Raw genomic sequence first — 22,667 nt, forward strand, 5'->3', positions numbered from 1 at the left:
CTGTCACAACGGCTTCAACCAACGTGCTACCGCACAGTTACCTCGAACCTGACATGCTAAGAGGCAAGACAATGGAACTTTTCAAGTCGACCGAATCCGAAGTACGTGTTTATTCCCGTGCCTTTCCGGTGATTTTTAACCGTGCCAAGAACGCGCACTTGTACACCGAGGACGGCAAGGAATACCTCGATTTCCTGGCCGGCGCCGGATCACTGAACTATGGCCACAACAACGACATTCTCAAAAAAGCGCTGCTCGAGTACATTGAAAGCGATGGTGTCAGCCAGGGCCTGGACATGTTTACCACCGCCAAGCACGATTTCATTGAGTCTTATAAGACGCACATCCTGGATCCGCGCGGCCTGAACTACAAAGTGCAGTTCACCGGCCCGACCGGCACCAACTGTGTGGAAGCAGCACTGAAGCTGGCGCGTAAGGTCAAAGGCCGTAACGGCATCATCTCGTTCACCAACGGTTTCCACGGCGTTACCATGGGTGCCGTGGCAGCAACGGGTAACAAGCACCATCGCGGTGGTGTGGGCACTCCCCTGGGCAACGTCGACTTCATGTACTACGACGGCTATCTGGGCGAGAACGTTGATACTCTGGAGATCATGGACAAGGTTCTGTCTGACGGTTCGTCTGGTTTTGAGCTGCCAGCAGCCGTCATTGTCGAAGCAGTCCAGGGCGAGGGCGGCCTCAACGCGGCCCGTGCCGAGTGGTTGCAGGGCCTTGAGAAGCTGTGTGTAAAGCACGATATCCTTTTGATTGTGGACGACATTCAGGCAGGTAACGGACGTACTGGCGAGTTCTTCAGCTTCGAATTCGCGGGCATCAAGCCGGATATCGTGACGGTGTCCAAGTCATTGAGCGGTTACGGCCTGCCGATGGCGTTGGTGCTGTTCAAGCCGGAGCTGGATGTCTGGGGACCGGGTGAGCATAACGGTACCTTCCGGGGTAACAACATGGCGTTCGTAACGGCCCGCGCTGCCGTCGAGACCTACTGGAAAGACGATGCCTTTGCCAATGAAGTGAAAGCCAAGACCCAGGTTCTGGCTGAAGGGCTGCAGGCGATCTGTGACAAGTACCCGGGCGAGTTCAAGATGAAAGGCCGGGGCATGATGCGTGGCATTGAAGCCACCCACGCCGAAGTGACGGACAAGATCACCGGCCGGGCATTTGAAAAGGGCCTGATCATTGAAACGAGCGGCCCCAACGATGAAGTCATCAAATGCCTGATGCCGTTGACCACCAGCGAGGACGATCTGCGCAAAGGTGCTAAACTTCTGGGTCAAAGCGTGGACGAAATCATGCAGGAGGGAATGAGCAAGGCGTCCTGAGACGCCGGCCATCTCCCGACACTCATTCTGCAGGATAACGACGGTAACACTATGACTAGCGAACTACATACCGTAGAGAAAATCGGCGGCACCTCCATGAGCAACTACGAGGCGGTACGCGACAACATTATTCTCGGCGGGCGCACCAAGGACGATCTGTACCAGCGCATCTTCGTGGTCTCTGCCTATGGTGGCGTCACCGACGAACTGCTGGAGCACAAGAAAACCGGAGAGCCGGGCGTCTACGCCCTGTTCGCCGATGCCGAGTCAGACTGGGCCTGGGGCGACGACCTCACCAAACTGATCCAGTTCCTGACCGATATCAATGGCGAGCTGTTTCCGGACCCCATGCTCAAGCAGCAGGCGGACCAGTTCATAACCGACCGCATTGAAGGCGTTCGCGGCTGCCTGATTGATCTGCAGCGGTTGTGTTCCTATGGCCAGTTTCAGCTTGAGGAGCACCTGCTGACGGTCCGTGAAATGCTGGCGGGTATTGGCGAGGCTCACAGTGCCTTCAACACGGCCCTGAAGCTTCAGCAGGAAGGCATCAACGCGAGGTTTGTGGATCTGACCGGCTGGCGCGACAACGAACTGTTGCCGCTGGATGAGAAGCTCAAGCAGGCGTTCGATGCGGTGGACCTGAGCCGTGAGCTGCCGATTGTGACCGGCTACGCCCAGTGCAAGGAAGGTCTGATGCGTACCTTTGACCGGGGCTACAGCGAGATGACCTTCAGCCGGGTAGCGGTGATTACCAACTCCCGCGAAGCGATCATCCACAAGGAATACCACCTCAGTTCCGCTGATCCCAACATTGTCGGTGCGGACAAGGTCGTGCCCCTGGGGCGTACCAACTACGATGTTGCCGACCAGTTGGCGAACCTTGGTATGGAAGCCATTCACCCCCGCGCCGGCAAGGGCATGCGTCAGAACGAAATTCCACTGCGGGTGATGAACACCTTCGAGCCAGAGCACACCGGTACGCTGATCACCGGCGACTATGTCAGTGAGAAGCCTCAGGTAGAGATCATCGCCGGTAATAAAGGCGTGTTTGCTATTGAGGTGTTCGATCAGGACATGCAGGGTGAGCCCGGTTCTGACCGCCGCATTCTGGAGGTGCTCGGTCGCTTTAAGGTGCGTTTCGTATCGAAGGATACCAACGCCAACACCATTACCCACTACGTGGACAGTACGCTCAAACACGTCAAGCGGGTCGTCAGGGCGCTGAAAGACGAGTTTCCCAACGCCGAAATCAGCACCCGCAAGGTGGCGATCGTGTCTGCCATTGGCAGTGACATCAAGGTGGCGGGCATTCTGGCTCGGTCAGTCAAGGCACTGGCGGATGAGAACATCAGCGTCCTGGCCGTGCACCAGTGTATGCGGCAGGTGGACATCCAGTTTGTGGTGGATGAAGACGCCTATGAAAAGACTATCGTGGCGCTTCACGGCACGCTGATTGAACCTCATAACCACGAATACGCGATTGTTGCTGCGTAATCTGCTGGTTTCTCTGCGTCGGTAATTGCCGCGACTGACACTCTGTGCCCCCGGAAACGGGGGATCCATCACGCTGTTCCGCGCGTATCCTCTGGAAATCTGCGATCGGAACCTGTGCCATGACTGATGTTCAGAGCCCGGGGCCGTCTCCGACCATAGCCCATTCCGGAGAAACGGAATCCCTGGTAGGGCTGTACTTCAGGGATGCGTCCCGTTACGAATTGCTCACCAATGAAGGCGAGCGCCGACTTTCGCGGCGCCTGACCTTCTGCTATCGGATCATTTCCGCCGAGTTGGCCTTGCCGGAAGATATCCCTCAGACATACCGCGACGTGGTTGGGAGCCTGGGTGACGCCTGTGCTTTTTCGACGCGGTGTCGTCGTGCTTACCATCTTGCCACCTCAAGCCGTCAGCGGCTGATTCGCAGTAACCTCCGGCTCGCGGTGCACATCGCAAGGCGCTACGCCAACCGCGGCATTCCCATGTCGGATGTCATTCAGGATGCCAATGTCGGTCTGATCAAGGCGGTGGAGCGGTTTGATCCTACCAAGGGCTTTCGTTTCTCGACCTATGCCTATTGGTGGATCAGCGAAGAGGTGAAGCGGTGCATGAAGCGTGGAACCCGGCTTGTGCATACCCCTGAAAACGTGGTCGATGAAATCCGTCTGTTGCAGAAAAAGTCCCTGATGCTGCACCAGACATTGGGCCGCACGCCGTCGCAGACCGAACTGGCGCGGGAGATAGAGGTTTCGCCTTCCCGCATTGGTGAGCTGCGGGCGCTGGCCAGCATGGATCTGTCGGTGGATCTGTCGGTGGGCACGGAGGGTGGTATTACGCTGGGTGACAGCCTCAGCGCAGATGACCAGTCCGCGCCGGACCACGACATGGCCCAGCGTGACCGCAGACGGACACTGACCGCTCTCTTGGCTGAACTGAGTTCGCGGGAGAAGGATGTCCTGGCGAGGCGATACGGCCTGGGTCTTCCAGAGCCGGAGACCCTGCAGGTCATCTCCGATGACTTGGGAATAAGTCGGGAGCGGGTGCGGCAGATAGAGAAAAGCGCCCTGAAGAAGTTGCAGGGCCGATATCGACCGGCTTAACCCTGGGCCATAACGAACCAGACGCCCGCCGCTACCTGACACCCCAGGACGACAGCCGTCAGTCCCAGTCGCAACCTCAGATACCAGTCCGGCCAATAGCCTTTCATCCAGCGAGCGTCGACGACATAGAGCGCGACATAAGCCAGCGTATAAACAACAATCTGGGCGGCAGTGGGCAGTAGCAGACCAATGCCGGCGGTAATGAAGAATACCTGGCTCAATAACATGGTCACCAGGGGAGAAATAGGGTAGCAGCGATTCTCAAGCTGCATGGCCAGCGGCCAGTAAATGCCCGCCATAAATGCCAGAATGCCTGCGCTGTACAGGTAGAAATAGCTGGAGATAGTCACGCTCTGATCAGGCAACGCAAAGAGCCCGAGAATGGCGGCAAGGAACGGCAGGAGGCCGCCAATGCCCACAACGATCGCCAGTCTGGCGACGGCAATCACGAGCTTTTCCCCTGAACCCATACTTTCATTGGTTCAATAGCGGCGGATCCCATACCCACCGTCTCAATGGCCGGGCTGGTCGACTGCCTGAGTTCTTCCAGGGTTATTCTCACCGTATGACTCTCACCGTAAAACGCGGGGATGATGTGCTACCCACGGACTTACGAGCAATGAATCGTTTGGGATCATTCCAGTCGTACAGCACCGCCGCGAAGCCGGTTAGGAACTACCCGCCAGCTCGCGGCAGGCGGCGTGTTGAGGGCACTGAACCAGGTGGTCATTGACCATGCCGGTGGCCTGCATGAAGGCATACACAATGGTGGGCCCCACAAAGTTGAAACCGCGCTTCTTCAAAGCTTTGGACATGGCTTCGGCCTCGGGGGTGTAAACCGGCACGTCGGCAAAGCGCTGCCAGTGATTCTGGATAGGCTCTCCACCGACAAACGACCACAGGAAGTCACTGAACGAGTGGTCCTGATCCCGTAGCTCCAGGTAGCCCCGGGCGTTGCGAATGATGGACTCGACTTTCAGGCGGTTACGGACGATGCCCCTGTCCTGCATCAAGGACTCGACTTTGGCCTCGTCATAACGGGCGATCCGTTCAGGGTCGAAATGGTCGTAGGCGGCGCGGTAGTTCTCCTGTTTCTTGAGTATGGTTATCCAGCTCAAACCTGCCTGTTGGCCGTCCAGGCAGAGTTTCTCAAACAGCGCCAGGTCGTCGTATTCGGGCCGGCCCCAGACGGTGTCATGGTAGTGAACATAGAGTGGGTCATCGCCACACCAGGGGCAGCGTTGGTGGTTGTCCATAGTCCTGCCTTCTTGTCAGAGGTTGGTGGAGCCGCCTGGATTACGGCTGTAGACGGTCGATGTGCCAGCCATCGCCCTGCTTGACGTATTCAAAGCGGTCGTGCAGGCGGCTTGGCCGTCCCTGCCAGAACTCGATCCGTTCGGGTACCACGCGGTAGCCACCCCAGAAATCCGGCAGGGGGATCGATCCGTCCTTGAACCGGCGTTTCATCTCCGCCACTTTCTGTTCCAGCAGACCGCGGGAGTTGATCGCCCTGCTCTGTTCCGATACCCAGGCACCAATCTGGCTGCCCCGGGGGCGTGAGGTGAAGTACCTCAGGGATTCGGATTTGCTGACTTTTTCCACATGGCCCTGAATTCGCACCTGGCGATTCAATCCGATCCAGGGAAACAGCAGGGCGGCTTTTGGGTTCTCGGCCATCTCCTGGGCCTTGCGACTGCCGTAGTTGGTGTAGAACACGAAGCCGGCGGCGTCGAAGTATTTCAGCAATACAGTTCGTATGTCGGGCATACCGTCTCCGCCCGAGGTGGCCAGTGACATGGCATTGGGTTCCAGAATGCCGGCCTCACGGGCATCCTCGAACCACACCTGAAATTGTCTGACGGGGTCGTCATCAAGGGCATCGCGCTCGAGACCTTCACTTTCGAAGTCGCGGCGCATATCGCTAATATCCATCCGGGTTTCCTGAATGAGGGTTTTCGTTGCCTGTTACGTTGAAAACAGAATATCGGGTTCGTTGCCCCATGTCAGTCCATCACCCTCCATCACTCTCCATCAGCCCCATCACCTTCCTCATCACCCTCCTCATCAACCCATCCGGCTGACAAACCGGTCATTGGCGGGCTATCCTTGGTGGACAGATTGGCGACAGATCGCGCCTGTCAGCAATGGAAAACAAGGAGAGCCCGGTGGTTGCGAACCGTAAACGACGATTGTCTGCCAGAAACATCTCGATAGTGGTACTGGTTCTGGTGGTGATCTATGCACTCGCCGGGTTTGCGATACTGCCGTGGTGGCTGGAGCGAACGCTGCCGGAGCGGCTGGAACAACACATGGGGTGGCAGGCCGAGATTGAAGAAATCCAGGTGAATCCCTTTGCCATGAGCGTTGAAGCCCAAGGGCTGGAGGCCAAGGACGCTGACGGGGAACCGGTGGTTGCCTTTGACAGCTTTTATGCCAACCTCGGCGTCTGGCGATTGCTCACCGGAATCATCGCGCTGCAGGACATCGAACTGGAAGAACCCTACGTTCGCCTGGATTTGCTGGAGGACTACAGTGTTAACTTCGCCCGGGACTGGCAGGCCAATAACCCGGGTGGGGAAGAACCGGCGACCGACGACGCGGATCCCGGCGAGCCGCCCAAAGTCTATTTTGACCGGGTCAGGATCTCTGGCGGCGAACTGCTGTTTCGGGATTTCAGTCAGCAAGGTCAGGAGGAATTCCGGGTTACGCCCCTGGATCTGGCATTGAACGACCTGGCAACCTGGCCCCGTGACGACGGTGACAGCAACTATTACCTGTTGGCGGCCGTCGGCAGCCAGACCATTGAGTGGGAAGGCAATCTGAGCATCTCCCCTCTCTATTCAAAAGGATTCCTCAAACTTGGCGAGGTGTCCCACGAAACCCTGCGGCATTTCCTCAAGCCCTATCTTCCCTACCAGCTTCGCAACGGCAGCGTGACCCTCAGCTCCCAGTACGAACTGCGTTCTTCCGGTGAACTGTATCTAACCACCTCGGAGGGCCAGCTCACGATTGACGATGTCGATATCGGCCTTGAAACCGGAAACGACGATAGGCTGCTGAGCGCCGACCGTCTGAGTGTGGGTGGTATCCGTTTTGGCCTTAACGAACGGGAATTGTCCACCGGCACCGTGAATATCGATGGCGTCAGCCTGTCCCTGCGCCGCGACACGAACGGCCAACTCGATCTGCTGGCGCCATTTCAGGACGGTGCGGACGAAACAGGCAATGACGAAGGTGGAACAGGCACGCCATTTCGCTGGACGGTGGCGGGTGTGGAACTGGCCAACAGCACAGTGAACTGGCGGGACGAGCAGCCGGAAATGCCCGCCGAACTGGCACTTGAGGACCTGTCGATCAGTATTGGTGAGATGTCCCATCGCCTGGAAGAACCCGTCAACTACAACGCCAGTGGTGCACTGAACGGCGGTGGGAAACTGTCGATCAACGGTCAGGCCACGTTGGCACCTTTCACACTTGAAGCCGGGCTGTCTGGCAGTGGGATTGCCCTTTCGCAGTTTGGCGCTTATATCGACCAGGCGGCGAACCTGGAGGTCAGGGATGGCCTGCTGTCTGTCGATGGCAACCTGGATCTGGATCAACAGCAAGACCCGCTGACGGGTACGTTTAGTGGTACTGGCGAGGTGGCATCCCTGGATATGCGCCTTGGCGACAGTGACCAGCCCCTGATCCGTTGGCAGAGCGTACGTCTGGAACCACTGGAGTACAACGTCGCGCCAGCACGGCTGCAAATTGGCACCATTACCCTGGCGGGCCCCGTAGTGAACGTGGTTCGTGACAGCGACGGCGTGCACAACGTTGAGCGGATTGTCAGATCCTCGCCATCGGATGACCCCTCTCCAGCCGAGGAAACCACCAGTGGCGACGGCGAACCCGACGTCATCTTCCGTATTGGCCAACTGATGCTGGAAGAAGGCGCCATTTCCTACACCGACCGGACCCTGGACCCGACATTCGCAACCCGGTTCGACCAGTTGCGCGGCTCGGTGACAGGGCTTAGCAACGTGACGCCGCAACAGGGCAAGGTCTCGATCCAGGGGCGGGTTGGCGATGTGGCAACCATGGCACTGGATGGTTCCGTGGGCGCCCTGGGAACCGAAGATACCAGCGATCTGAAGCTGACGATGGAGAACGTCTCACTGCCTATGCTGTCGCCGTATTTCGGTCGTTATTTGGGATACAGCGTGGACAGTGGCAAGCTCAAGCTTGATCTGGATTATGAGTTTTCCGGCAGCCGTCTGGATGCTGCCAACAGCGTCATCCTGGATCGGCTGGAGCTTGGGGGCCCCGTTTCGAGTGACGAGGCCGTCAGTGCACCGGTCAAGCTTGGCCTGGCGTTGCTACGCGACCGGCAGGGTGTCATCGATATCAACCTGCCCATCAGCGGAGACCTGGAAAGTCCGGACTTCAGTATTGGTCAGGTTGTCATGAGGACATTCGTAAACCTCGTTGCCAAAGCCGCCACTTCGCCATTCAGCATGCTGGGGTCGATTGCGGATTTTGCGGGCCTGTCGGGAGAAGAGCTGGGCAATGTGCGTTTTGAAGCGGGGCGCACCGAGCTTGCCGATGGGGAAGACGTCAAACTGGAGGCACTGGGCAAGGCTTTGAATGAGCGCCCTGGCCTGGCGCTCAATGTTCGTGGAGCCGTCGCACCAGAGGCAGACGGAGACGCGTTGCGGCGGAAGAAGCTGTTCGAGCAACTGGGCATAGCGGATGGGGCTCCCGCGTCAGCGCGTATCGCTCGGCTTGAGCAGGCGTACGCGGATTCGGATTACGTGGCATCGGTGGAAGCTTTCCGAAACGACGTTACCGGCGGGAACGCAGAACCGGGCGAACGGGAGTGGGAACAGGCGCTGGTGAAACGACTGGTAGCGGATGTGGATCTGCCGCCAGAGGCCTTGGGCAACCTGGCAACATCCCGCGGTGTATGGCTCCGGGAGCAAATGCTGCAGGAGCATGGAGCATCAGAAAGTCAGGTATACCTGCTTGACCCTGTGCGCGATGCCACGGCCGATGAGGCCGGTACCGTAACCATCAGCTTTGAGCTGGATGTGCGGTGACAGAGCGGCTCGGATCAAGGCGTTGCCGGCTCGGGGATGCCCGGCGGTAACTGGAGGTCGCGTTTACCGACAAATTGCTGGTACCGCCCGTCTTTGAGCAACGGTGACAGCAGTTGCTCCAATGCTTCTGCGTCGATGGGGCCGTTTTCCCGTGCCATGATATGGAGGAGGTAGGTTTGATCGGGGGTATCGGATACCAGGAACCTGTCCCTGTCCTCGGGATTGTCGTTCAGGTGGCTCTGAAAATAGGAGCGACTGACCACGGCCACTTCGGCCAGTGACGGGCGGTCTGCCTTGATCAGTTCAAGATTGCGGCTGTGGCTGTGGGAGAACTCTATACTGAATCGTTTCTCAAGCTCGGCGTTATCCGTAGACAGGCCGGCGAAGCCATAGTGATAGCCCGAAATGGCAACGAGGTGTCGCTCGGTGACGTTGTCAAAGAAGCTTTGGTCACGGCCGGGTTTATTGAGGGCGACATAGATATCGTCGTCCATCAGAATTGGTCGGGTGGTGTTAACGGGCAGGTTTTCCCAGCCCCAGCTCGGGTTCTCGAAGAAAATGACGTCGTACAATCCCGCGTGGAAATCCATGTGCCTGCGCTTCGGGGAGGTGTAGACAATCCGGAACGTGACGTTGTTGTTTGTTGAATCCAGCTCTCTTAGCAGATCACCGAGTAGGCCTTCCACCGTGTTTTTATCGTTCACACTGGCAACCGGGGGGAAGTTGTAGACACCGACAGCAATGTCGGTCTGGGCCGAAACAGTGGTTGTAAAACCGATAGTCAGCGTTAAGCCCAGTATCAGAAGGGCGACGACTTTCCGTAGGTGTCTGCGCTTTAATCGGAGTTGGAGTTTCAAAGTAGAGTGCTTCCCGGCATCAAGGTTTGAACGTTCATTCACATTACCACTGTTTAATCTTAGTCAAAAGAGGCCAACTATAAACTCATGCAAAACGTGAAGCGCTCAATATGAAACGCCCTCTTAGTCATTTCTTTGCCTATGTGTCTCGCCTGCGGTGGATCAAGCGATGGGGGCTGATGCGCAACGCAATCGAGGAAAATGTTGCCACTCATTCCTGGGAGGTGGCTACTCTGGCCCATGCGCTCGCGATTATTCGTAACCGCCATTTTGGCGGGCAGGTCAACGCTGACCGGATCGCTGCCGCAGCCCTCTATCACGATGCCACAGAGGTTATTACAGGCGATATGCCGACACCGGTCAAATATCATTCGCAGGTTATGCGGGAAGCCTTCGGAGACATCGAACACAAAGCTGAGGCTGAACTGCTGGCGCTACTGCCGGCGGATCTGCAGGAGGATTTTGCGCCCTACGTTCGCGAGTCCAAATGGGGGAAGGAGGAGAAGGAGTTGATCAAGGCGGCCGACCGGCTCTCGGCATTGTTGAAATGCCAGGCTGAAATGCAGGCCGGCAACAAGGAATTCGAGCCAGCTGCGGGACACATCCTGAAAAAACTGGAGGATGACGCCTTACCGGAAGTGATGTATTTCCTGGAAGTGTTTGCCCCGGGTTACCAGCGACCCCTCGACAACCTCCTGGAATAGAGGTTGCCGGGGCCGCTGAGTGTCAGGGTACTTTAGTTGCTGCCGGCTGACGCCACCATGCCACCGCGCAGGCCATCCTGCTTCACGCTCTGGCGCACGATGTCCTCGGGGCTGCCCGCCAGTTCACGGAACATGCCCATGGAGCCCAGCAGGGCGGACGACTCGTAAGGCACGAAGACACGCTCCCCGTCCTTGGCCATGTTTGGCAGCACCTTGATGTAGCTTTGGCCCAGCAGGTAGCCGATAACGGTCTGTTTGTTCTCTTCGGTTTCACCCATGGCACTTAATACCAGACGGATGGATTCCTGCTCACCCTGGGCGCGCAGGATGGCGGATTCCTTGTCGCCCTCGGCGTTCAGGATGGCGGACTCTCGCTGGCCCTGGGCCATGGCAATGGCGGCAGACTTCTCACCTTCTGCCTCGGTGACCGTGGCCCGGCGCTTGCGCTCGGCGGCCATCTGAAGGCGCATGGCCTCCTCCACTTCTTCCGGCATACTGATGTCCTGAACCTCAACACGGGTCAGCTTGACCCCCCATTTCGAGGCGGCTTCTTCCATCTCAGCCTGGATGGCGTTGTTCACCTCGCTGCGGGACTCAAACAGTTTGTCCAGCTCCATCTTGCCTACCACCGAGCGCAGGGTGGTTTTCGCCAATACTTCCACTGCCTGGCTCATATTGGCGACCTCATAAACGGCGCGGCGCGGGTCGATGATCTGGTAATACAACGCGCCATTGATGTTCACAGTCACATTGTCGGTGGTCACCACCGGCTGGCCGGGAAAGTCCATGACCGTCTCACGGCGGTCAATGCGGGTTTCAAAGCTGCTGCTGGGGTGATACTCGTCGCCGATGCGCATGTAGCGGGTCATGGTAATGGCCCGGGGACGTTCGATAAATGGAATGATGATGTTCACGCCACTTTCCAGAATGCGGTTAAACGACCCCAACCGCTCAATGACCATAACCTCGGACTGGCGCACGATCACCAGGCCCTTGGTGATGATGAAAATACCAATGACGACAAAAATGAGGCTGATTACCAGCCCGGGGGAAACAACGTTTTCCATGTTTACTGCTCCTTGTGAGTGATCGTGTGAACAACGGCGGTGGTGCCATCAAAACGTTCGAAAATAACGTCAGTGCCTTCTGGCAGTTCGGTCATGCCGGTATCGCTGGTGCGCAAGCGATAAAAATCGCCGTTGACCTTGATACCGCTGGCGCCATCGAAGTCCCGCTTCAGAGTCCGGTATGGTTTGCCTTGTTCAACGCCCGTACCGGTTGTGCCATAGGCGACACCTTTTGGCGAAAATCGTGGTCTGATCCAGCGAATGGCGACGGGCACCAGAATGCCTGAAAATACGCCCATACCCACCAGTTGCCACTCAAAAGGCGTGCCCAGTGAGGTCAGAAGTGCCGTCAGTGCAGCGGCGATACCCAGTGCCAGCAGGACCAGCACGCCGGAGGTCAGCTCCGCGAGACTCAATACGAGCGCGAGTATCAGCCAAAAGTGCGTGAGGCTCCATTCCATATAGCAACATCCGTTTGTGACAGAAAAAGGGGTAGGCAAGCGATTGTAACGAAATCGGGCCTGTGTCGTCGTGAATTGTGCACGCTCAGAGTGTGGGAGTCACGATTTCGCGAGTGGCAAATCGTATAGATGGAAGGTGGCCCGAATGCCCCGGTGGAAGGTGCGCTTTTGCCATATCCTGTGGCGGAGCACCTGTTAGAGTGAGTAACACATCGCACAACAAGAGATCGTCGACCATGAAGAATCTGAATAACAAGGTAGCTGTCGTCACCGGCGCCGGTTCTGGTATTGGCAGGGCACTGGCTGTTGCACTGGCAGAAAAGGGGTGTCGCCTGGCGCTTTCCGACGTTAATGAGGCGGGTCTTGCAGAAACGGCAGCCGGTTGCAGTGAGGTTGAGGTTCGCACCTATGTTCTGGACGTGTCAGGCCGGGATGCCATCTACGCCCATGCCGAACAAGTGATGAAGGATTTCGGCCAGGTAAACCTGGTGATCAACAACGCCGGGGTTGCCCTGTCGGCGTCCGTGCGCGAGATGACCGACGAAGACTTCAAGTGGGTCATGGATATCGATTTCTGGGGCGTGGCCTATGGTACCCGGGCATTCCTGCCACACCTGATTGCTTCTGGGGATGGTCACGTGGTGAATATTTCCAGTGTGTTCGGACTGATCGGTGTTCCCAAACAAAGTGCTTACAACGCTGCCAAATTCGCGGTTCGGGGCTTTACCGAGTCACTGCGCCAGGAAATGAAACTGGAAAAACAGCCTGTCGCAGTCAGCTGCGTTCACCCCGGTGGCATCCGCACCAACATTGCGAATGCGGCGCGTATGGGCAAGTCGGAGAACGCCGAAGCCCAGCGCAAGGGCTTTGACAAGCTTGCAATGACCACCCCGGAAAAGGCTGCGAATACCATCGTTCGGGGCATTCTGAAGGACGAATCCCGTATTCTGGTTGGGCCCGACGCCTGGGGCATCGACGCCTTGAACCGGGTTCTGGGTTCCGCATACCAGCCCCTGGTTGAGCGCTTTTCACGGAAAAATCTTTACATCTGATTCCTTTTTCATGCTTGTCGTGTTGCCATGGTTGCTGGATCGGCAGCCGGGATGATTGAAGCCCGGTGATTGCCGCTGTATATTTTACATACAGTCACTCACTCCAAACCACGCTGTATTTCAGGGAAAGAGGCAGCATGAAAGCACTCCAGCACCCGGACCTCGGTGCATCGCTTGAGCAAAGCCGCTCAGGGCTCCGGGATACTCATCGTCGCTCGCTGATGCGGGCGTTGTTCCTGGTGACCGGTTCCGCGCTGGTGATGTTTGGCTGTCTTCAGATTCTGAACGGCTATATCTGGCTGGCGACGGGGGAGTTTATCGCCAGCCTTGCCCTGTTCCTTGGGGCCACCCGAATCAACCGCACGCCTCGTCTCCAGGTCTGGATCTACAGTTACCTGATGGCGGGATTTTCCTTTGCATTGCTGATCATGCTGGTACCCGAAGCCTCGGTGTCTGCCTTTGTGTGGGTATTGATGATGCCAGTTCTGGCGTATTTGCTGCTGGGTAAGAAAGAAGGTTTCCTACTCAGCGCGCCGTTCGTGTTGGCAGGTTGTGTAACCTACTATTTCCACCTGGAATTCGTCGCTGATGCCGGCGGCATGATCGACCTTCTAAACATGGTGCTCTGCGCCATTCTGATGCTGGGTTTTATCCATCTTTATGAAACCCGTCGCGAGGAAGCTGAGCAAAAACTGTTTACTCTTGCACAGACCGATGCGCTTACAGGGCTGGCCAACCGTGCCAACTTCCAGAGCACCCTGGCCCGTACCCTCGCGGAGTGTGCCCGCAGTGGTTCAGGGTTTGCCCTGGTGATTATGGATATCGACCACTTCAAGGTAGTGAACGACACCATGGGCCATGATGCCGGAGATCATGTGCTAAGAAGCATCGGCCAGAGGTTGACAGAACGCCTGCGCACGACGGACGCCGTTGGTCGGCTGGGAGGAGAGGAATTTGGGCTGATCCTGCGAGATGTCAAACCAGAGGACTCTTTCGAGCTGATGGACGAACTGCGTCATCGCATTGCGGACAGCAGGTTGTCATACGGCGAGGCTACTATCGGGGTAACGGCGTCGTTTGGCATTGCCCATTATCCTGATCATGCGACTGAGGCAGAAACTTTGTTCCGTATCGCAGATCGCTGCCTGTTCAGCGGAAAGCGTGCCGGCCGTAATACGGTGGTCAGGGCCGGCGTGTCTTCGGTCAAAGGTCCCCGCGTACAACCGCACGCAGGGACCTGAGCCTGATGGCCGTCTATTGAATGGTACGGCGATTCCCTTTCTGATACTGCGGGGCAATGTACTCGTTGATCTGTTCCTTGAAACGGGCAATTAACTCGCTGTTGTCGTGGTTCCATGGGTGGAAGCCAGGCTTGAAATATTCCAGCCAGGTTGGTGCCAGGCTGGAGAAGGTGCCATTCTTGCCCCACATGCGCCACAGACCACGGGCGGAATCTTTCAGTGAGAAGTTCTTCCGGTCATGCAACATCATCCGCGCCGTGTAGTAACTGGCCACAACGCCCAGTGCCGCGGTGCTGAACGCCAGGTAAAATGTGCGTTCGGCATAGGTGCCGCCCACCTGTTTGAACACATCATAGGTCACTGCCTTGTGCTCGGTTTCCTCAATGGCGTGCCACACCCACAGCGGGCGCATGGTTTCGTGCATGTCTTCGCGAACGTCGTTCCGCTCCAGCAGCATGTCCGCCATCATCGCCGTCATGTGCTCCAGGGCACAGGTAATCGCCAACTGGTGACGCTTGGGCAGCTTTTTGGCAATGCCAAGAATCACTTCGAGATTTTGCTCCAGTTCTTCCACAGGCATGCCCTGATCCCGCACGTGCTGGTTCATGGACTTGTGTTCCAGCGAGTGCATGGCCTCCTGGCCGATAAATCCCCTTACCTCTTTTTTCAGCTTTGGGTCATTGATCTGGTCCTGGTAGTAGCGGACAGCATCCACGAAAAACTGCTCACCCTGCGGGAATAGCACCGATAAGGCGTTCATGGTGTGGCTCAGGATGTAGCTGTTGTCCAGCCAGTATTGGGGGACTTTCTCCCCGAATTCAAACCCCATGCGCTGTGGTTTGATGGCAACGTTGTCCGGGGTGCGTGCAACCGGCTTTGACTCAGTGGTTTTCGTTCTCAGCATGTCGTTACTCCTGCGCTTGGGCGCTATGGCTGATGTGATGGGTTCAGTGTGGGTGAGTCAATGCAGGCTTTGAATGCGAAAAGGGGACGGCCATCGTGGAGTAAGGGCCAGCGACGGCCTCAATTGACTATGCTGACGTGGTTGCCGGTGCCTCCAGTCACAGTGTCGCTGTGCCGGGCTTCTGATAGCATCGGTGACAGTGAGTCTTTCCACAACAACTCTCACACAACAAAAAGGAACCTGCATGGCGAACCCGGGCCCGGAAAAAGAACGGCAGATGCTGGGACTGTTTCTGGTTCCCGGTGTGTATCTCCGGGTGCTGGCGGATGTGGTGCGGCAATTGGGTTACAACGACCGTGCGCTGTATGACGGCATGAAATTTACGCCTCAGGATCTGAAGTCCAATGACAGCAGGGTGTTCGTTACCGATGCCATTGTGATGGTAGAGCGGGCACTGGATCTGGCGGGGAAAGACGGCCTGAGTTTCATGTTGGCGCGAGAGCTGCGGGTTACCATCCATGGCACCCTTGGGTTTGCGGCCCTGACCAGCCCCACCCTGGCGGGCGCATTGGATTCAGTACGGCGCTACCTGCAGTTGCGCGTGCCGTTCCTCACCATGACAGTGACCGATACGGGTGAGCATGTGCTGGTGCGTTTACGCACGGAGTTCGATGTGCCCACCCAATACCGGTTTCTGGCGGAAACCGTCAGCGCCACGCTGATGATGCTGGCAGAACAGCTGATCGATCGCGAGGACGCTGAAAAGCGCGGATTCTCCATGGTAAACGGCAAGCTTCCCGGCGTGAAGGTTCAGCTGGCATCCCCGGAGCCCTCTTATTACGGCAGGTTTGCCTCCCAGTTGCCAGTGCCTTTCGAATACGGCCAGCCCGAGGAAACCATGGTGTTTCCCAAGGGCCTGTTGGATACCCGAATGCGTCTGGCGGATGCGGAAGCCTCTCGCATGGCAAGGGATCAGTGCGAGTTCGAGCTTCAGAAGGCTTTGAAAGACCAGGGCGACATCACTTACGCCATCCGTAATATGCTCCACGTGATGCCCGGGCCGCTGCCGTCCCTGGAGGCGATGGCGGAGCGCTTTTGTGTATCGTCCCGCACGCTGAAACGGCGGTTGTCGGAAAAGGACACCACCTACCGTGAAATTGTGGAAGCGGTTCTGAAAGACCGGGCTATCCAGCTCCTGCGGTACACCAACCAGTCCGTTAGCGAGATCGCTTATGAGCTGGGGTACGCGGACTTGTCCAACTTCAGCCGCGCCTTCCGCAAGTGGACGGGCAAGTCCGCCAGTGAGTTCCGTGAGGGCGGCCCGGACCCCGCACCCGAAGTGGGTCCGTGACGAAAACCACCTGATAATGCGACAGGTGAGAAATGCTGTGCTAGCTTAAAAACTCGGCTAGAGAAAAAACGGGACATTATTGCGATTGCACACCGCGATAACCTGATTGCGACAAGGGAACAACAGCAGTCCATGGCCGCGCGGCTGTCTGACTGGCTCACTAACGCATTGAGTGAGGTCTGTGGGTGCCACCTTTCGTTAACGGCTACATCCGTTTCGTGGATGCCGTAAATTACCGTGTCGGTAGAGCGGTGATGTACGGCATCTTTGTCATGGTTGGAATTCTGCTGTGGTCGTCCATTTCCAAAACCTTCTTCCTTCCTTCTTTATGGACGCTCGAGGCCGCTCAGTTCGCCATGGTGGCCTATTACATCCTGGGTGGCCCCTATTCAATCCAGTTGGACGCCAACGTGCGCATGGACCTGTTCTACGGCGGTTGGTCTGCCCGTAAGAAAGCATGGTTCGATGTCTTCACCATTTTCTTCCTGATCTTCTTTCTGGGCGTGCTCCTTTATGGCGCCTACGACAGCACCAGCTATGCAATTCAATACGGCGAGCGCAGCCCCTCCGCGTGGCGGCCTTACATGTGGCCGATCAAGGTGGTGATGTGCATCGGCTTCTCACTCATGCTGTTGCAGGCGGTATCGGAGCTGTTCAAAGACATCGCCCGCATTCGGGGAGAAGACCTCTGATGTCTTACGATCTTATCGCCATTTTCATGTTCGCCTCGATGATGCTGATGTTGATGACCGGACAGCGGGTTTTTGGGGCAATCGGTGCCGTCGCGGCAGCGTCAGCGCTGGCGCTGTGGGGAACAGGAGGCTCCGATATTCCGTTCTCATCAGCCATGAAACTGATGAACTGGTACCCGCTGCTGACGCTGCCGATGTTTATCTTTATGGGCTACGTGCTCTCGGAATCGAAAATCGCCGACGACCTCTATCGCATGTTTCATGTCTGGATGGGGCCCGTTCATGGCGGGCTGGCCATTGGCACCATTGGCCTGATGGTGCTGGTGTCGGCCATGAACGGTTTGTCGGTTGCCGGTATGGCCATTGGTGCAACCATCGCCCTGCCCGAGTTGCTCCGGCGAGGTTATGACAAACGCATGGTGACGGGCGTGGTTCAGGCGGGTTCGTCCCTGGGCATACTGGTTCCGCCCTCGGTGGTACTGGTGCTATACGCCATGATTGCCCGCCAGCCGGTGGGGCAGCTCTGGCTCGCGGGCGTTGTGCCCGGGCTGATCATGGCAGTGATGTTTATTGTCTATATTGCTGTTCGCTGTCGCCTTCAGCCGGAACTCGGGCCGGTGTTGCCAAAAGAAGAGCGCCAGGTCAGCCTCGGCGAGAAGTTGCGTCTGTTGCGTGCCGGGGTTCTGCCGGTGGTTATTTTCGCCACCATGATGGTGCCGTTCGTCAAAGGCTGGACCAGCCTGGTGGAAAGTTCGGCCATAGGCGCGATGGCGGCGTTCATCGCGGCAATCGTCAAGGGCCGGATGAACCGGTCGGTTTTCGAGGCCTCCGTGCGCCAGACACTGGCCATTTCCTGCATGTTCATGTGGATCATCCTCGCCGCTCTTGGTTTCGGTGCCGTGTTTGACGGGCTGGGCGCGGTAAAGGCTATCGACAGCCTGTTTACCGAGCAGCTGGGGCTAAACCCCTGGATGATCCTGATCATGATGCAGTTATCGTTTCTGTTGATGGGCACCTTTCTGGACGACACCGCAATGCTGGTGATTGTTGCACCCCTGTACGTTCCGCTGGTAGCGGCCCTGGGGTTTGATCTGATCTGGTATGGCGTGCTTTACACGATTACCACCCAGATTGCCTACATGACGCCCCCTTTCGGTTACAACCTGTTCCTGATGCGGGCGATGGCGCCGCCGGAAATTTCCCTACGAGATATCTACAGTTCGATTCTCCCGTTTGTCTGCGTGATGCTGGTGGCACTGTCGTTGATCATGGCGTTTCCACAGATTGCGCTCTGGCTGCCGGAGTACGTTTATAACCGATAAACCGTCAACGTTTTGGATGAACACGAATGTCGAGTAACACCCCGGAAGCCGGGCCGGCTTCCATAACAAGCGTCAGTCAAGGAGGTCGCCATGACCACAAGACGTAAATTTCTCGCATCAGCATCCGTAGCAGCACTGGCAGGGGCCGCCGCCCTTACGCCGCCCAGACTTTACGCCCAGGAGCCGAAAATCCGATGGCGACTGCAAACCTATGCCGGGCCGGCACTGGCCGAGCATGTGGTCAAACCCGCTATCGACAGTTTCAACCGTATTGCCGGCAAAGAGATGCAGATCGAGCTCTATTTTGCCGATCAGCTTGTCCCCACGGGTGAACTCTTCCGCGCCATGCAGAAAGGCACGATCGACGCGGTTCAATCCGATGACGATTCCATGGCCTCGCCCACCGAAGTCACTGTTTTTGGTGGTTACTTCCCGTTCGCCAGCCGCTATTCGCTGGACGTCCCCGTGCTGTTCAATCAGTACGGGCTGAATGAAATCTGGGATGAGGAATATTCCAAGGTGGGGGTGAAGCACCTGTCTGCCGGTGCCTGGGACCCCTGTCATTTTGCCACCAAAGAGCCGATTCACAGCCTCGAGGATCTCAAAGGCAAACGTGTCTTCACCTTTCCAACCGCGGGCCGGTTTATGAGCCAGTTCGGGGTGGTGCCGGTGCAGCTTCCCTGGGAAGACATCGAAGTCGCGGTGCAGACGGGGGAACTCGACGGTATCGCCTGGTCGGGCATTACCGAGGACTACACGGTGGGCTGGGCAGATGTGACCAACTACTTCCTGACCAACAATATCTCCGGTGCCTGGGCGGGGTCCTTCTTCGCCAATATGGATCGCTACAACGAGCTTCCGGACCATCTCAAGGAACTGCTGAAACTGACCATGGACAGCTCACACTATTACCGCCAGTGGTGGTATTGGGGTGGCGAGGCCAAACTGCGTACAGACGGCACGAAAATGGAGCTGACCACGATTCCGGACAAGGAATGGGCAGAAGTCGAAAAGGCGGCGCGTGTGTTCTGGGACGAGGTTGCCCAGGAATCCGAAACCAAGGCGCGGGTCGTCAAGATTCTCAAGGAATATAACGAAAAAATGGAGAAGGCGGGGCGGCCCTATCGTTACACCTGAACGGGTCGCGGAGAACCACGGCGTTCAGTGGCAATAATCCCGAATCGGTTCGCCACTGGACGCGGCGTCTTTTAGCCTAATTGATATTGCGGAGCCGTGAGATGGCAGCTCAACTGTCCTTTAAAGAACTGAAAAAAAGTGTCGAAGACGGCACGATTGATACCGTTGTGGCCGCGATCCCTGATATGCAGGGGCGTCTCATGGGCAAGCGCTTTCAGGCCCAGTACTTCATCGATACGGCATGGGAAGAGAGCCACTGCTGCAAGTATCTGGTGGCCACCGATCTCGAAATGACAACGGTGGAGAACTACGCTTCGACCAGTTGGGCGGCCGGTTACGGCGATTATGTGATGAAGCCGGATCTGACCACGCTGCGCCGATTGCCATGGCTTGAAGGCACTGCCTTCATCCTCTGCGATCTGATTGATCACGTCACCCACGACCCGGTCCCGCATTCGCCCCGGGCGGTGCTGAAAAAACAGCTGGAACGGCTGTCGGCCATGGGGCTGCAGATGACCACGGCCACCGAACTGGAATTCTTCATTTTTCGGGAAACCTTCGAGGAAATGCAGAAGCGTCAGTATCATCATATGACGCCTATCAGCCCCTATAACGAGGACTATCACATCTTCCAGACCACCCGTGAGGAAGACGTGATGCGGCCCATCCGCAATGGGCTCTATCAGGCGGGTATCACGGTTGAGAGCAGCAAAGGTGAGGCCGATGCCGGGCAGGCCGAACTCAATATCCACTACTCCGACCCGCTCACCATGGCCGACACCCACGTTCTGGTGAAAAACGCCGTCAAGGAGATTGCGTGGCAGCATGGGCGCAGTGTCAGCTTCATGGCCAAGTGGAATCACAGCGCCGCCGGGTCGTCCAGCCATATCCATCAGGCCCTCTCGGACAGCACGGGCAAATCGGTGTTCTACGATCCCAGCGGCGCCCACGGCATGTCCAAAACCATGGGGCATGCGCTGGCTGGGCTACTGGAATACGCCAATGACACCACCTTCTTCCTGGCGCCCTACGTCAATTCGTACAAGCGCTTTGCCGCCGGCACCTTTGCGCCTACCAGCACCGTCTGGTCCATCGACAACCGCACCGCCGGTTACCGCGTTGTTGCACCGAATACCGACGCCGTGCGGGTGGAGTGTCGCATCGGCGGTTCAGATCTCAATCCGTATCTGGCTCTGGCGTCGCAGATTGCCGCCACCATCGCCGGCATCGAAGGCAAGCTCGAACTGGAACCGGAGTTCTCCGGCAATGCCTATGGCGCCGAGTCTGCGCGCAGTATTCCATCCACACTGAGAGCAGCCACGGATTCGTTACGCGGCTCGACCATGTTGCGGGAAGCCATGGGTAACGACGTGGTGGATCACTACGTTCGCTGTGCCGAATGGGAACAGGAAGATTTTGATCGTGTCGTCACCGATTACGAAGTCAAACGTGGATTTGAACAGGCGTAGGACACAGCTATGAGCACCACTATTCAATGCATATCGCCCATCGATGGCTCCGTGTACGTGGAGCGCGCAACGCTTTCCCTGGAAGCAGCCAGAGAGGCGGTTGTCACGGCAAAAAAAGCGCAACCTGAGTGGGCCGCCCTGCCGTTGTCGGACAGGGTTCAACGGGTCCGCGACGGCATCGCCCGTCTGGGAGACATGAACGACGACATCGTTGAAAAACTGGCCTGGCAGATGGGGCGCCCTGTGCGATACGGCGGCGAGTTTGGCGGTGTGGATGAGCGTGCCGGAATGATGGCCGACCTTGCCGAACAGGGGCTCGCCCCGATCGAGATTGAAAACAGCTCATCCCTTAAACGCTATATCCGGCGCGAACCCCATGGCGCCGTGCTGGTGGTCGCGCCCTGGAACTATCCGTACATGACAGCTGTGAATACGGTCGTTCCGGCTCTGATTGCCGGTAACGCCGTGTTTCTCAAACACGCGTCACAAACGCCTCTGGTCGGTGAGCACATGGCGGAGGCGTTCCACGCCGCTGGCGTCCCGAGAGAGGTCTTTCAGAATGTGTTCCTGTCCCACGAGACTACGTCTGCGCTGATCGAGGAAAAAGCCTTCGGTTTCGTGAATTTTACCGGTTCGGTGGATGGGGGGCGGGCCATCGAGCGAGCCGCCGCCGGCACCTTTACCGGCGTTGGGCTGGAGCTTGGCGGTAAGGACCCGGGTTATGTGATGGACGATGCAGACCTGGATGCTGCTGTGGAGACACTGATTGACGGCGCCATGTTCAACGCCGGCCAGTGTTGTTGCGGTATTGAGCGCATTTATGTTGCTGAGAACCTGTTCGATGCGTTCGTTGAGAAAGCCGTTGCCATTGTCAGTGCCCACCGGCTGGGTAACCCGTTGGACAGGGATACAACGCTTGGCCCGATGGCGCATGTCCGATTTGCCGACCATGTCCGGAAGCAGACGGCAGAAGCCGTCGCCAGCGGCGCCCGGGCCTTGATCGACCCCGAGTTGTTTCCGGATCAGGGCGGGGCCTATCTGATGCCGCAGATCCTTATCGATGTGGATCATTCCATGCGAGTAATGCAGGAGGAGTCGTTTGGCCCGGTGGTGGGCATCATGAAAGTCAAAGACGATGCCGAGGCGGTGGCGCTGATGAACGACAGCGAATTCGGCCTGACTGCGTCACTGTGGACGAAAGACATTGAACGCGCTGAGCGGGTGGCCGGTCAGATTGAGACCGGCACGGTGTTTATGAACCGTTGTGACTATCTGGACCCGGCGCTTTGCTGGACCGGCTGCAAGAATACCGGCCGCGGCGGGGGGCTTTCGATCATTGGCTACCATAACCTGACGCGTCCCAAGTCGTACTACCTGAAAAAGCCGACGAACTGAACG

Annotated in this window: 20 protein-coding genes; 13 read left to right on the forward strand and 7 right to left on the reverse strand. The window is 57.4% G+C overall.

Features of this window, described 5'->3' with window-relative positions:
* Nucleotides 1-71: 71 nt before the first annotated feature.
* The 3 genes from ectB (at nucleotide 72) to AC0B60_RS05075 (ending at nucleotide 3,934) form a co-directional block, all read left to right on the forward strand.
* Nucleotides 72-1,340, forward strand: coding sequence for a diaminobutyrate--2-oxoglutarate transaminase (gene ectB / locus AC0B60_RS05065; protein ID WP_465084553.1), 1,269 nt, complete (start codon nucleotides 72-74; stop codon nucleotides 1,338-1,340).
* 51 nt (nucleotides 1,341-1,391) lie between these two features.
* Nucleotides 1,392-2,834, forward strand: a complete 1,443-nt coding sequence (locus AC0B60_RS05070; protein WP_465084555.1) for an aspartate kinase — start codon at nucleotides 1,392-1,394, stop codon at nucleotides 2,832-2,834.
* Between the two features lie 119 nt (nucleotides 2,835-2,953).
* Nucleotides 2,954-3,934, forward strand: coding sequence for a sigma-70 family RNA polymerase sigma factor (locus AC0B60_RS05075; protein WP_465084557.1), 981 nt, complete (start codon nucleotides 2,954-2,956; stop codon nucleotides 3,932-3,934).
* Here AC0B60_RS05075 and AC0B60_RS05080 read toward each other — a convergent pair.
* From AC0B60_RS05080 to pdxH, 3 genes are all read right to left on the reverse strand, one after another.
* A complete protein-coding gene (locus AC0B60_RS05080; RefSeq protein WP_465084558.1) occupies nucleotides 3,931-4,383 on the reverse strand; it encodes a DUF3429 domain-containing protein in 453 nt (150 codons plus the stop codon). The two genes, AC0B60_RS05075 and AC0B60_RS05080, sit on opposite strands and share 4 nt — an antisense overlap.
* Nucleotides 4,384-4,602: 219 nt before the next feature.
* Nucleotides 4,603-5,190 (reverse strand): DNA-3-methyladenine glycosylase I, encoded by a 588-nt coding sequence (locus tag AC0B60_RS05085; protein WP_465084560.1) that lies wholly within the window; start codon nucleotides 5,188-5,190, stop codon nucleotides 4,603-4,605.
* 40 nt (nucleotides 5,191-5,230) lie between these two features.
* Nucleotides 5,231-5,866 carry a pyridoxamine 5'-phosphate oxidase gene (gene pdxH / locus AC0B60_RS05090; protein ID WP_465084561.1) on the reverse strand — a complete coding sequence of 212 codons (636 nt, stop codon included), beginning with the start codon at nucleotides 5,864-5,866 and terminating at the stop codon, nucleotides 5,231-5,233.
* 233 nt (nucleotides 5,867-6,099) lie between these two features.
* Here pdxH and AC0B60_RS05095 point away from each other — a divergent pair, with 233 nt between their 5' ends.
* The gene (locus AC0B60_RS05095) at nucleotides 6,100-9,012 is read left to right on the forward strand and encodes a DUF748 domain-containing protein (protein WP_465084563.1); all 2,913 of its coding nucleotides are present in this window, start codon (nucleotides 6,100-6,102) and stop codon (nucleotides 9,010-9,012) included.
* A gap of 14 nt (nucleotides 9,013-9,026) precedes the next feature.
* Here AC0B60_RS05095 and AC0B60_RS05100 read toward each other — a convergent pair whose 3' ends face one another.
* Nucleotides 9,027-9,869 carry an amino acid ABC transporter substrate-binding protein gene (locus tag AC0B60_RS05100; protein WP_465084565.1) on the reverse strand — a complete coding sequence of 281 codons (843 nt, stop codon included), beginning with the start codon at nucleotides 9,867-9,869 and terminating at the stop codon, nucleotides 9,027-9,029.
* Nucleotides 9,870-9,979: 110 nt separating this feature from the next.
* Here AC0B60_RS05100 and yfbR point away from each other — a divergent pair, with 110 nt between their 5' ends.
* Complete coding sequence (gene yfbR, locus AC0B60_RS05105; RefSeq protein WP_465084566.1) at nucleotides 9,980-10,573, forward strand: 5'-deoxynucleotidase; 594 nt, start codon at nucleotides 9,980-9,982, stop codon at nucleotides 10,571-10,573.
* A gap of 32 nt (nucleotides 10,574-10,605) precedes the next feature.
* Here the strand turns inward: yfbR and AC0B60_RS05110 are convergent, their stop codons facing one another.
* Nucleotides 10,606-11,640: an SPFH domain-containing protein gene (locus tag AC0B60_RS05110; protein ID WP_465084568.1), complete on the reverse strand. Its 1,035-nt coding sequence runs from the start codon at nucleotides 11,638-11,640 to the stop codon at nucleotides 10,606-10,608.
* Nucleotides 11,641-11,642: 2 nt separating this feature from the next.
* Nucleotides 11,643-12,101, reverse strand: a complete 459-nt coding sequence (locus AC0B60_RS05115; RefSeq protein ID WP_465084570.1) for an NfeD family protein — start codon at nucleotides 12,099-12,101, stop codon at nucleotides 11,643-11,645.
* A 236-nt stretch (nucleotides 12,102-12,337) separates the two neighbouring features.
* On the opposite strand from AC0B60_RS05115, the gene AC0B60_RS05120 reads away from it, so the two are divergent.
* A complete protein-coding gene (locus AC0B60_RS05120) occupies nucleotides 12,338-13,153 on the forward strand; it encodes an SDR family NAD(P)-dependent oxidoreductase (RefSeq protein WP_465084571.1) in 816 nt (271 codons plus the stop codon).
* Nucleotides 13,154-13,290: 137 nt separating this feature from the next.
* Nucleotides 13,291-14,394, forward strand: coding sequence for a GGDEF domain-containing protein (locus AC0B60_RS05125; protein ID WP_465084573.1), 1,104 nt, complete (start codon nucleotides 13,291-13,293; stop codon nucleotides 14,392-14,394).
* A 13-nt stretch (nucleotides 14,395-14,407) separates the two neighbouring features.
* Here AC0B60_RS05125 and AC0B60_RS05130 read toward each other — a convergent pair whose 3' ends face one another.
* Nucleotides 14,408-15,298, reverse strand: coding sequence for a metal-dependent hydrolase (locus AC0B60_RS05130; protein WP_465084574.1), 891 nt, complete (start codon nucleotides 15,296-15,298; stop codon nucleotides 14,408-14,410).
* Between the two features lie 244 nt (nucleotides 15,299-15,542).
* Here AC0B60_RS05130 and AC0B60_RS05135 point away from each other — a divergent pair, with 244 nt between their 5' ends.
* The 6 genes from AC0B60_RS05135 (at nucleotide 15,543) to AC0B60_RS05160 (ending at nucleotide 22,664) form a co-directional block, all read left to right on the forward strand.
* The gene (locus tag AC0B60_RS05135; RefSeq protein ID WP_465084576.1) at nucleotides 15,543-16,649 is read left to right on the forward strand and encodes a helix-turn-helix transcriptional regulator; all 1,107 of its coding nucleotides are present in this window, start codon (nucleotides 15,543-15,545) and stop codon (nucleotides 16,647-16,649) included.
* 185 nt (nucleotides 16,650-16,834) lie between these two features.
* A complete protein-coding gene (locus tag AC0B60_RS05140) occupies nucleotides 16,835-17,341 on the forward strand; it encodes a TRAP transporter small permease subunit (RefSeq protein ID WP_465084577.1) in 507 nt (168 codons plus the stop codon).
* Nucleotides 17,341-18,663: a TRAP transporter large permease gene (locus AC0B60_RS05145; protein WP_465084578.1), complete on the forward strand. Its 1,323-nt coding sequence runs from the start codon at nucleotides 17,341-17,343 to the stop codon at nucleotides 18,661-18,663. The genes AC0B60_RS05140 and AC0B60_RS05145 overlap by 1 nt, the downstream gene beginning before the upstream one ends.
* Before the next feature lie 90 nt (nucleotides 18,664-18,753).
* A complete protein-coding gene (locus AC0B60_RS05150; RefSeq protein ID WP_465084580.1) occupies nucleotides 18,754-19,800 on the forward strand; it encodes a TRAP transporter substrate-binding protein in 1,047 nt (348 codons plus the stop codon).
* A 101-nt stretch (nucleotides 19,801-19,901) separates the two neighbouring features.
* Complete coding sequence (locus AC0B60_RS05155) at nucleotides 19,902-21,269, forward strand: glutamine synthetase family protein (RefSeq protein ID WP_465084581.1); 1,368 nt, start codon at nucleotides 19,902-19,904, stop codon at nucleotides 21,267-21,269.
* Between the two features lie 9 nt (nucleotides 21,270-21,278).
* On the forward strand, nucleotides 21,279-22,664 hold the full coding sequence (locus AC0B60_RS05160; protein WP_465084583.1) for an aldehyde dehydrogenase family protein: 1,386 nt from the start codon (nucleotides 21,279-21,281) through the stop codon (nucleotides 22,662-22,664).
* Nucleotides 22,665-22,667 lie beyond the last annotated feature (3 nt).

It is taken from the genome of Marinobacter sp. V34 (assembly GCF_055524115.1).

What these genes read in the sequence shown, in the direction of transcription:
- AC0B60_RS05120 (WP_465084571.1), top strand. Translation starts at nt 12,338, where the DNA reads ATGAAGAATCTGAATAACAAGGTAGCTGTCGTCACCGGCGCCGGTTCT.
- AC0B60_RS05160 (WP_465084583.1), top strand. Translation starts at nt 21,279, where the DNA reads ATGAGCACCACTATTCAATGCATATCGCCCATCGATGGCTCCGTGTAC.
- yfbR (WP_465084566.1), top strand. Translation starts at nt 9,980, where the DNA reads ATGAAACGCCCTCTTAGTCATTTCTTTGCCTATGTGTCTCGCCTGCGG.
- AC0B60_RS05075 (WP_465084557.1), top strand. Translation starts at nt 2,954, where the DNA reads ATGACTGATGTTCAGAGCCCGGGGCCGTCTCCGACCATAGCCCATTCC.
- AC0B60_RS05125 (WP_465084573.1), top strand. Translation starts at nt 13,291, where the DNA reads ATGAAAGCACTCCAGCACCCGGACCTCGGTGCATCGCTTGAGCAAAGC.
- AC0B60_RS05115 (WP_465084570.1), bottom strand. Translation starts at nt 12,101, where the DNA reads ATGGAATGGAGCCTCACGCACTTTTGGCTGATACTCGCGCTCGTATTG.
- ectB (WP_465084553.1), top strand. Translation starts at nt 72, where the DNA reads ATGGAACTTTTCAAGTCGACCGAATCCGAAGTACGTGTTTATTCCCGT.
- AC0B60_RS05155 (WP_465084581.1), top strand. Translation starts at nt 19,902, where the DNA reads ATGGCAGCTCAACTGTCCTTTAAAGAACTGAAAAAAAGTGTCGAAGAC.
- pdxH (WP_465084561.1), bottom strand. Translation starts at nt 5,866, where the DNA reads ATGGATATTAGCGATATGCGCCGCGACTTCGAAAGTGAAGGTCTCGAG.
- AC0B60_RS05150 (WP_465084580.1), top strand. Translation starts at nt 18,754, where the DNA reads ATGACCACAAGACGTAAATTTCTCGCATCAGCATCCGTAGCAGCACTG.
- AC0B60_RS05085 (WP_465084560.1), bottom strand. Translation starts at nt 5,190, where the DNA reads ATGGACAACCACCAACGCTGCCCCTGGTGTGGCGATGACCCACTCTAT.
- AC0B60_RS05110 (WP_465084568.1), bottom strand. Translation starts at nt 11,640, where the DNA reads ATGGAAAACGTTGTTTCCCCCGGGCTGGTAATCAGCCTCATTTTTGTC.
- AC0B60_RS05145 (WP_465084578.1), top strand. Translation starts at nt 17,341, where the DNA reads ATGTCTTACGATCTTATCGCCATTTTCATGTTCGCCTCGATGATGCTG.
- AC0B60_RS05130 (WP_465084574.1), bottom strand. Translation starts at nt 15,298, where the DNA reads ATGCTGAGAACGAAAACCACTGAGTCAAAGCCGGTTGCACGCACCCCG.
- AC0B60_RS05070 (WP_465084555.1), top strand. Translation starts at nt 1,392, where the DNA reads ATGACTAGCGAACTACATACCGTAGAGAAAATCGGCGGCACCTCCATG.
- AC0B60_RS05135 (WP_465084576.1), top strand. Translation starts at nt 15,543, where the DNA reads ATGGCGAACCCGGGCCCGGAAAAAGAACGGCAGATGCTGGGACTGTTT.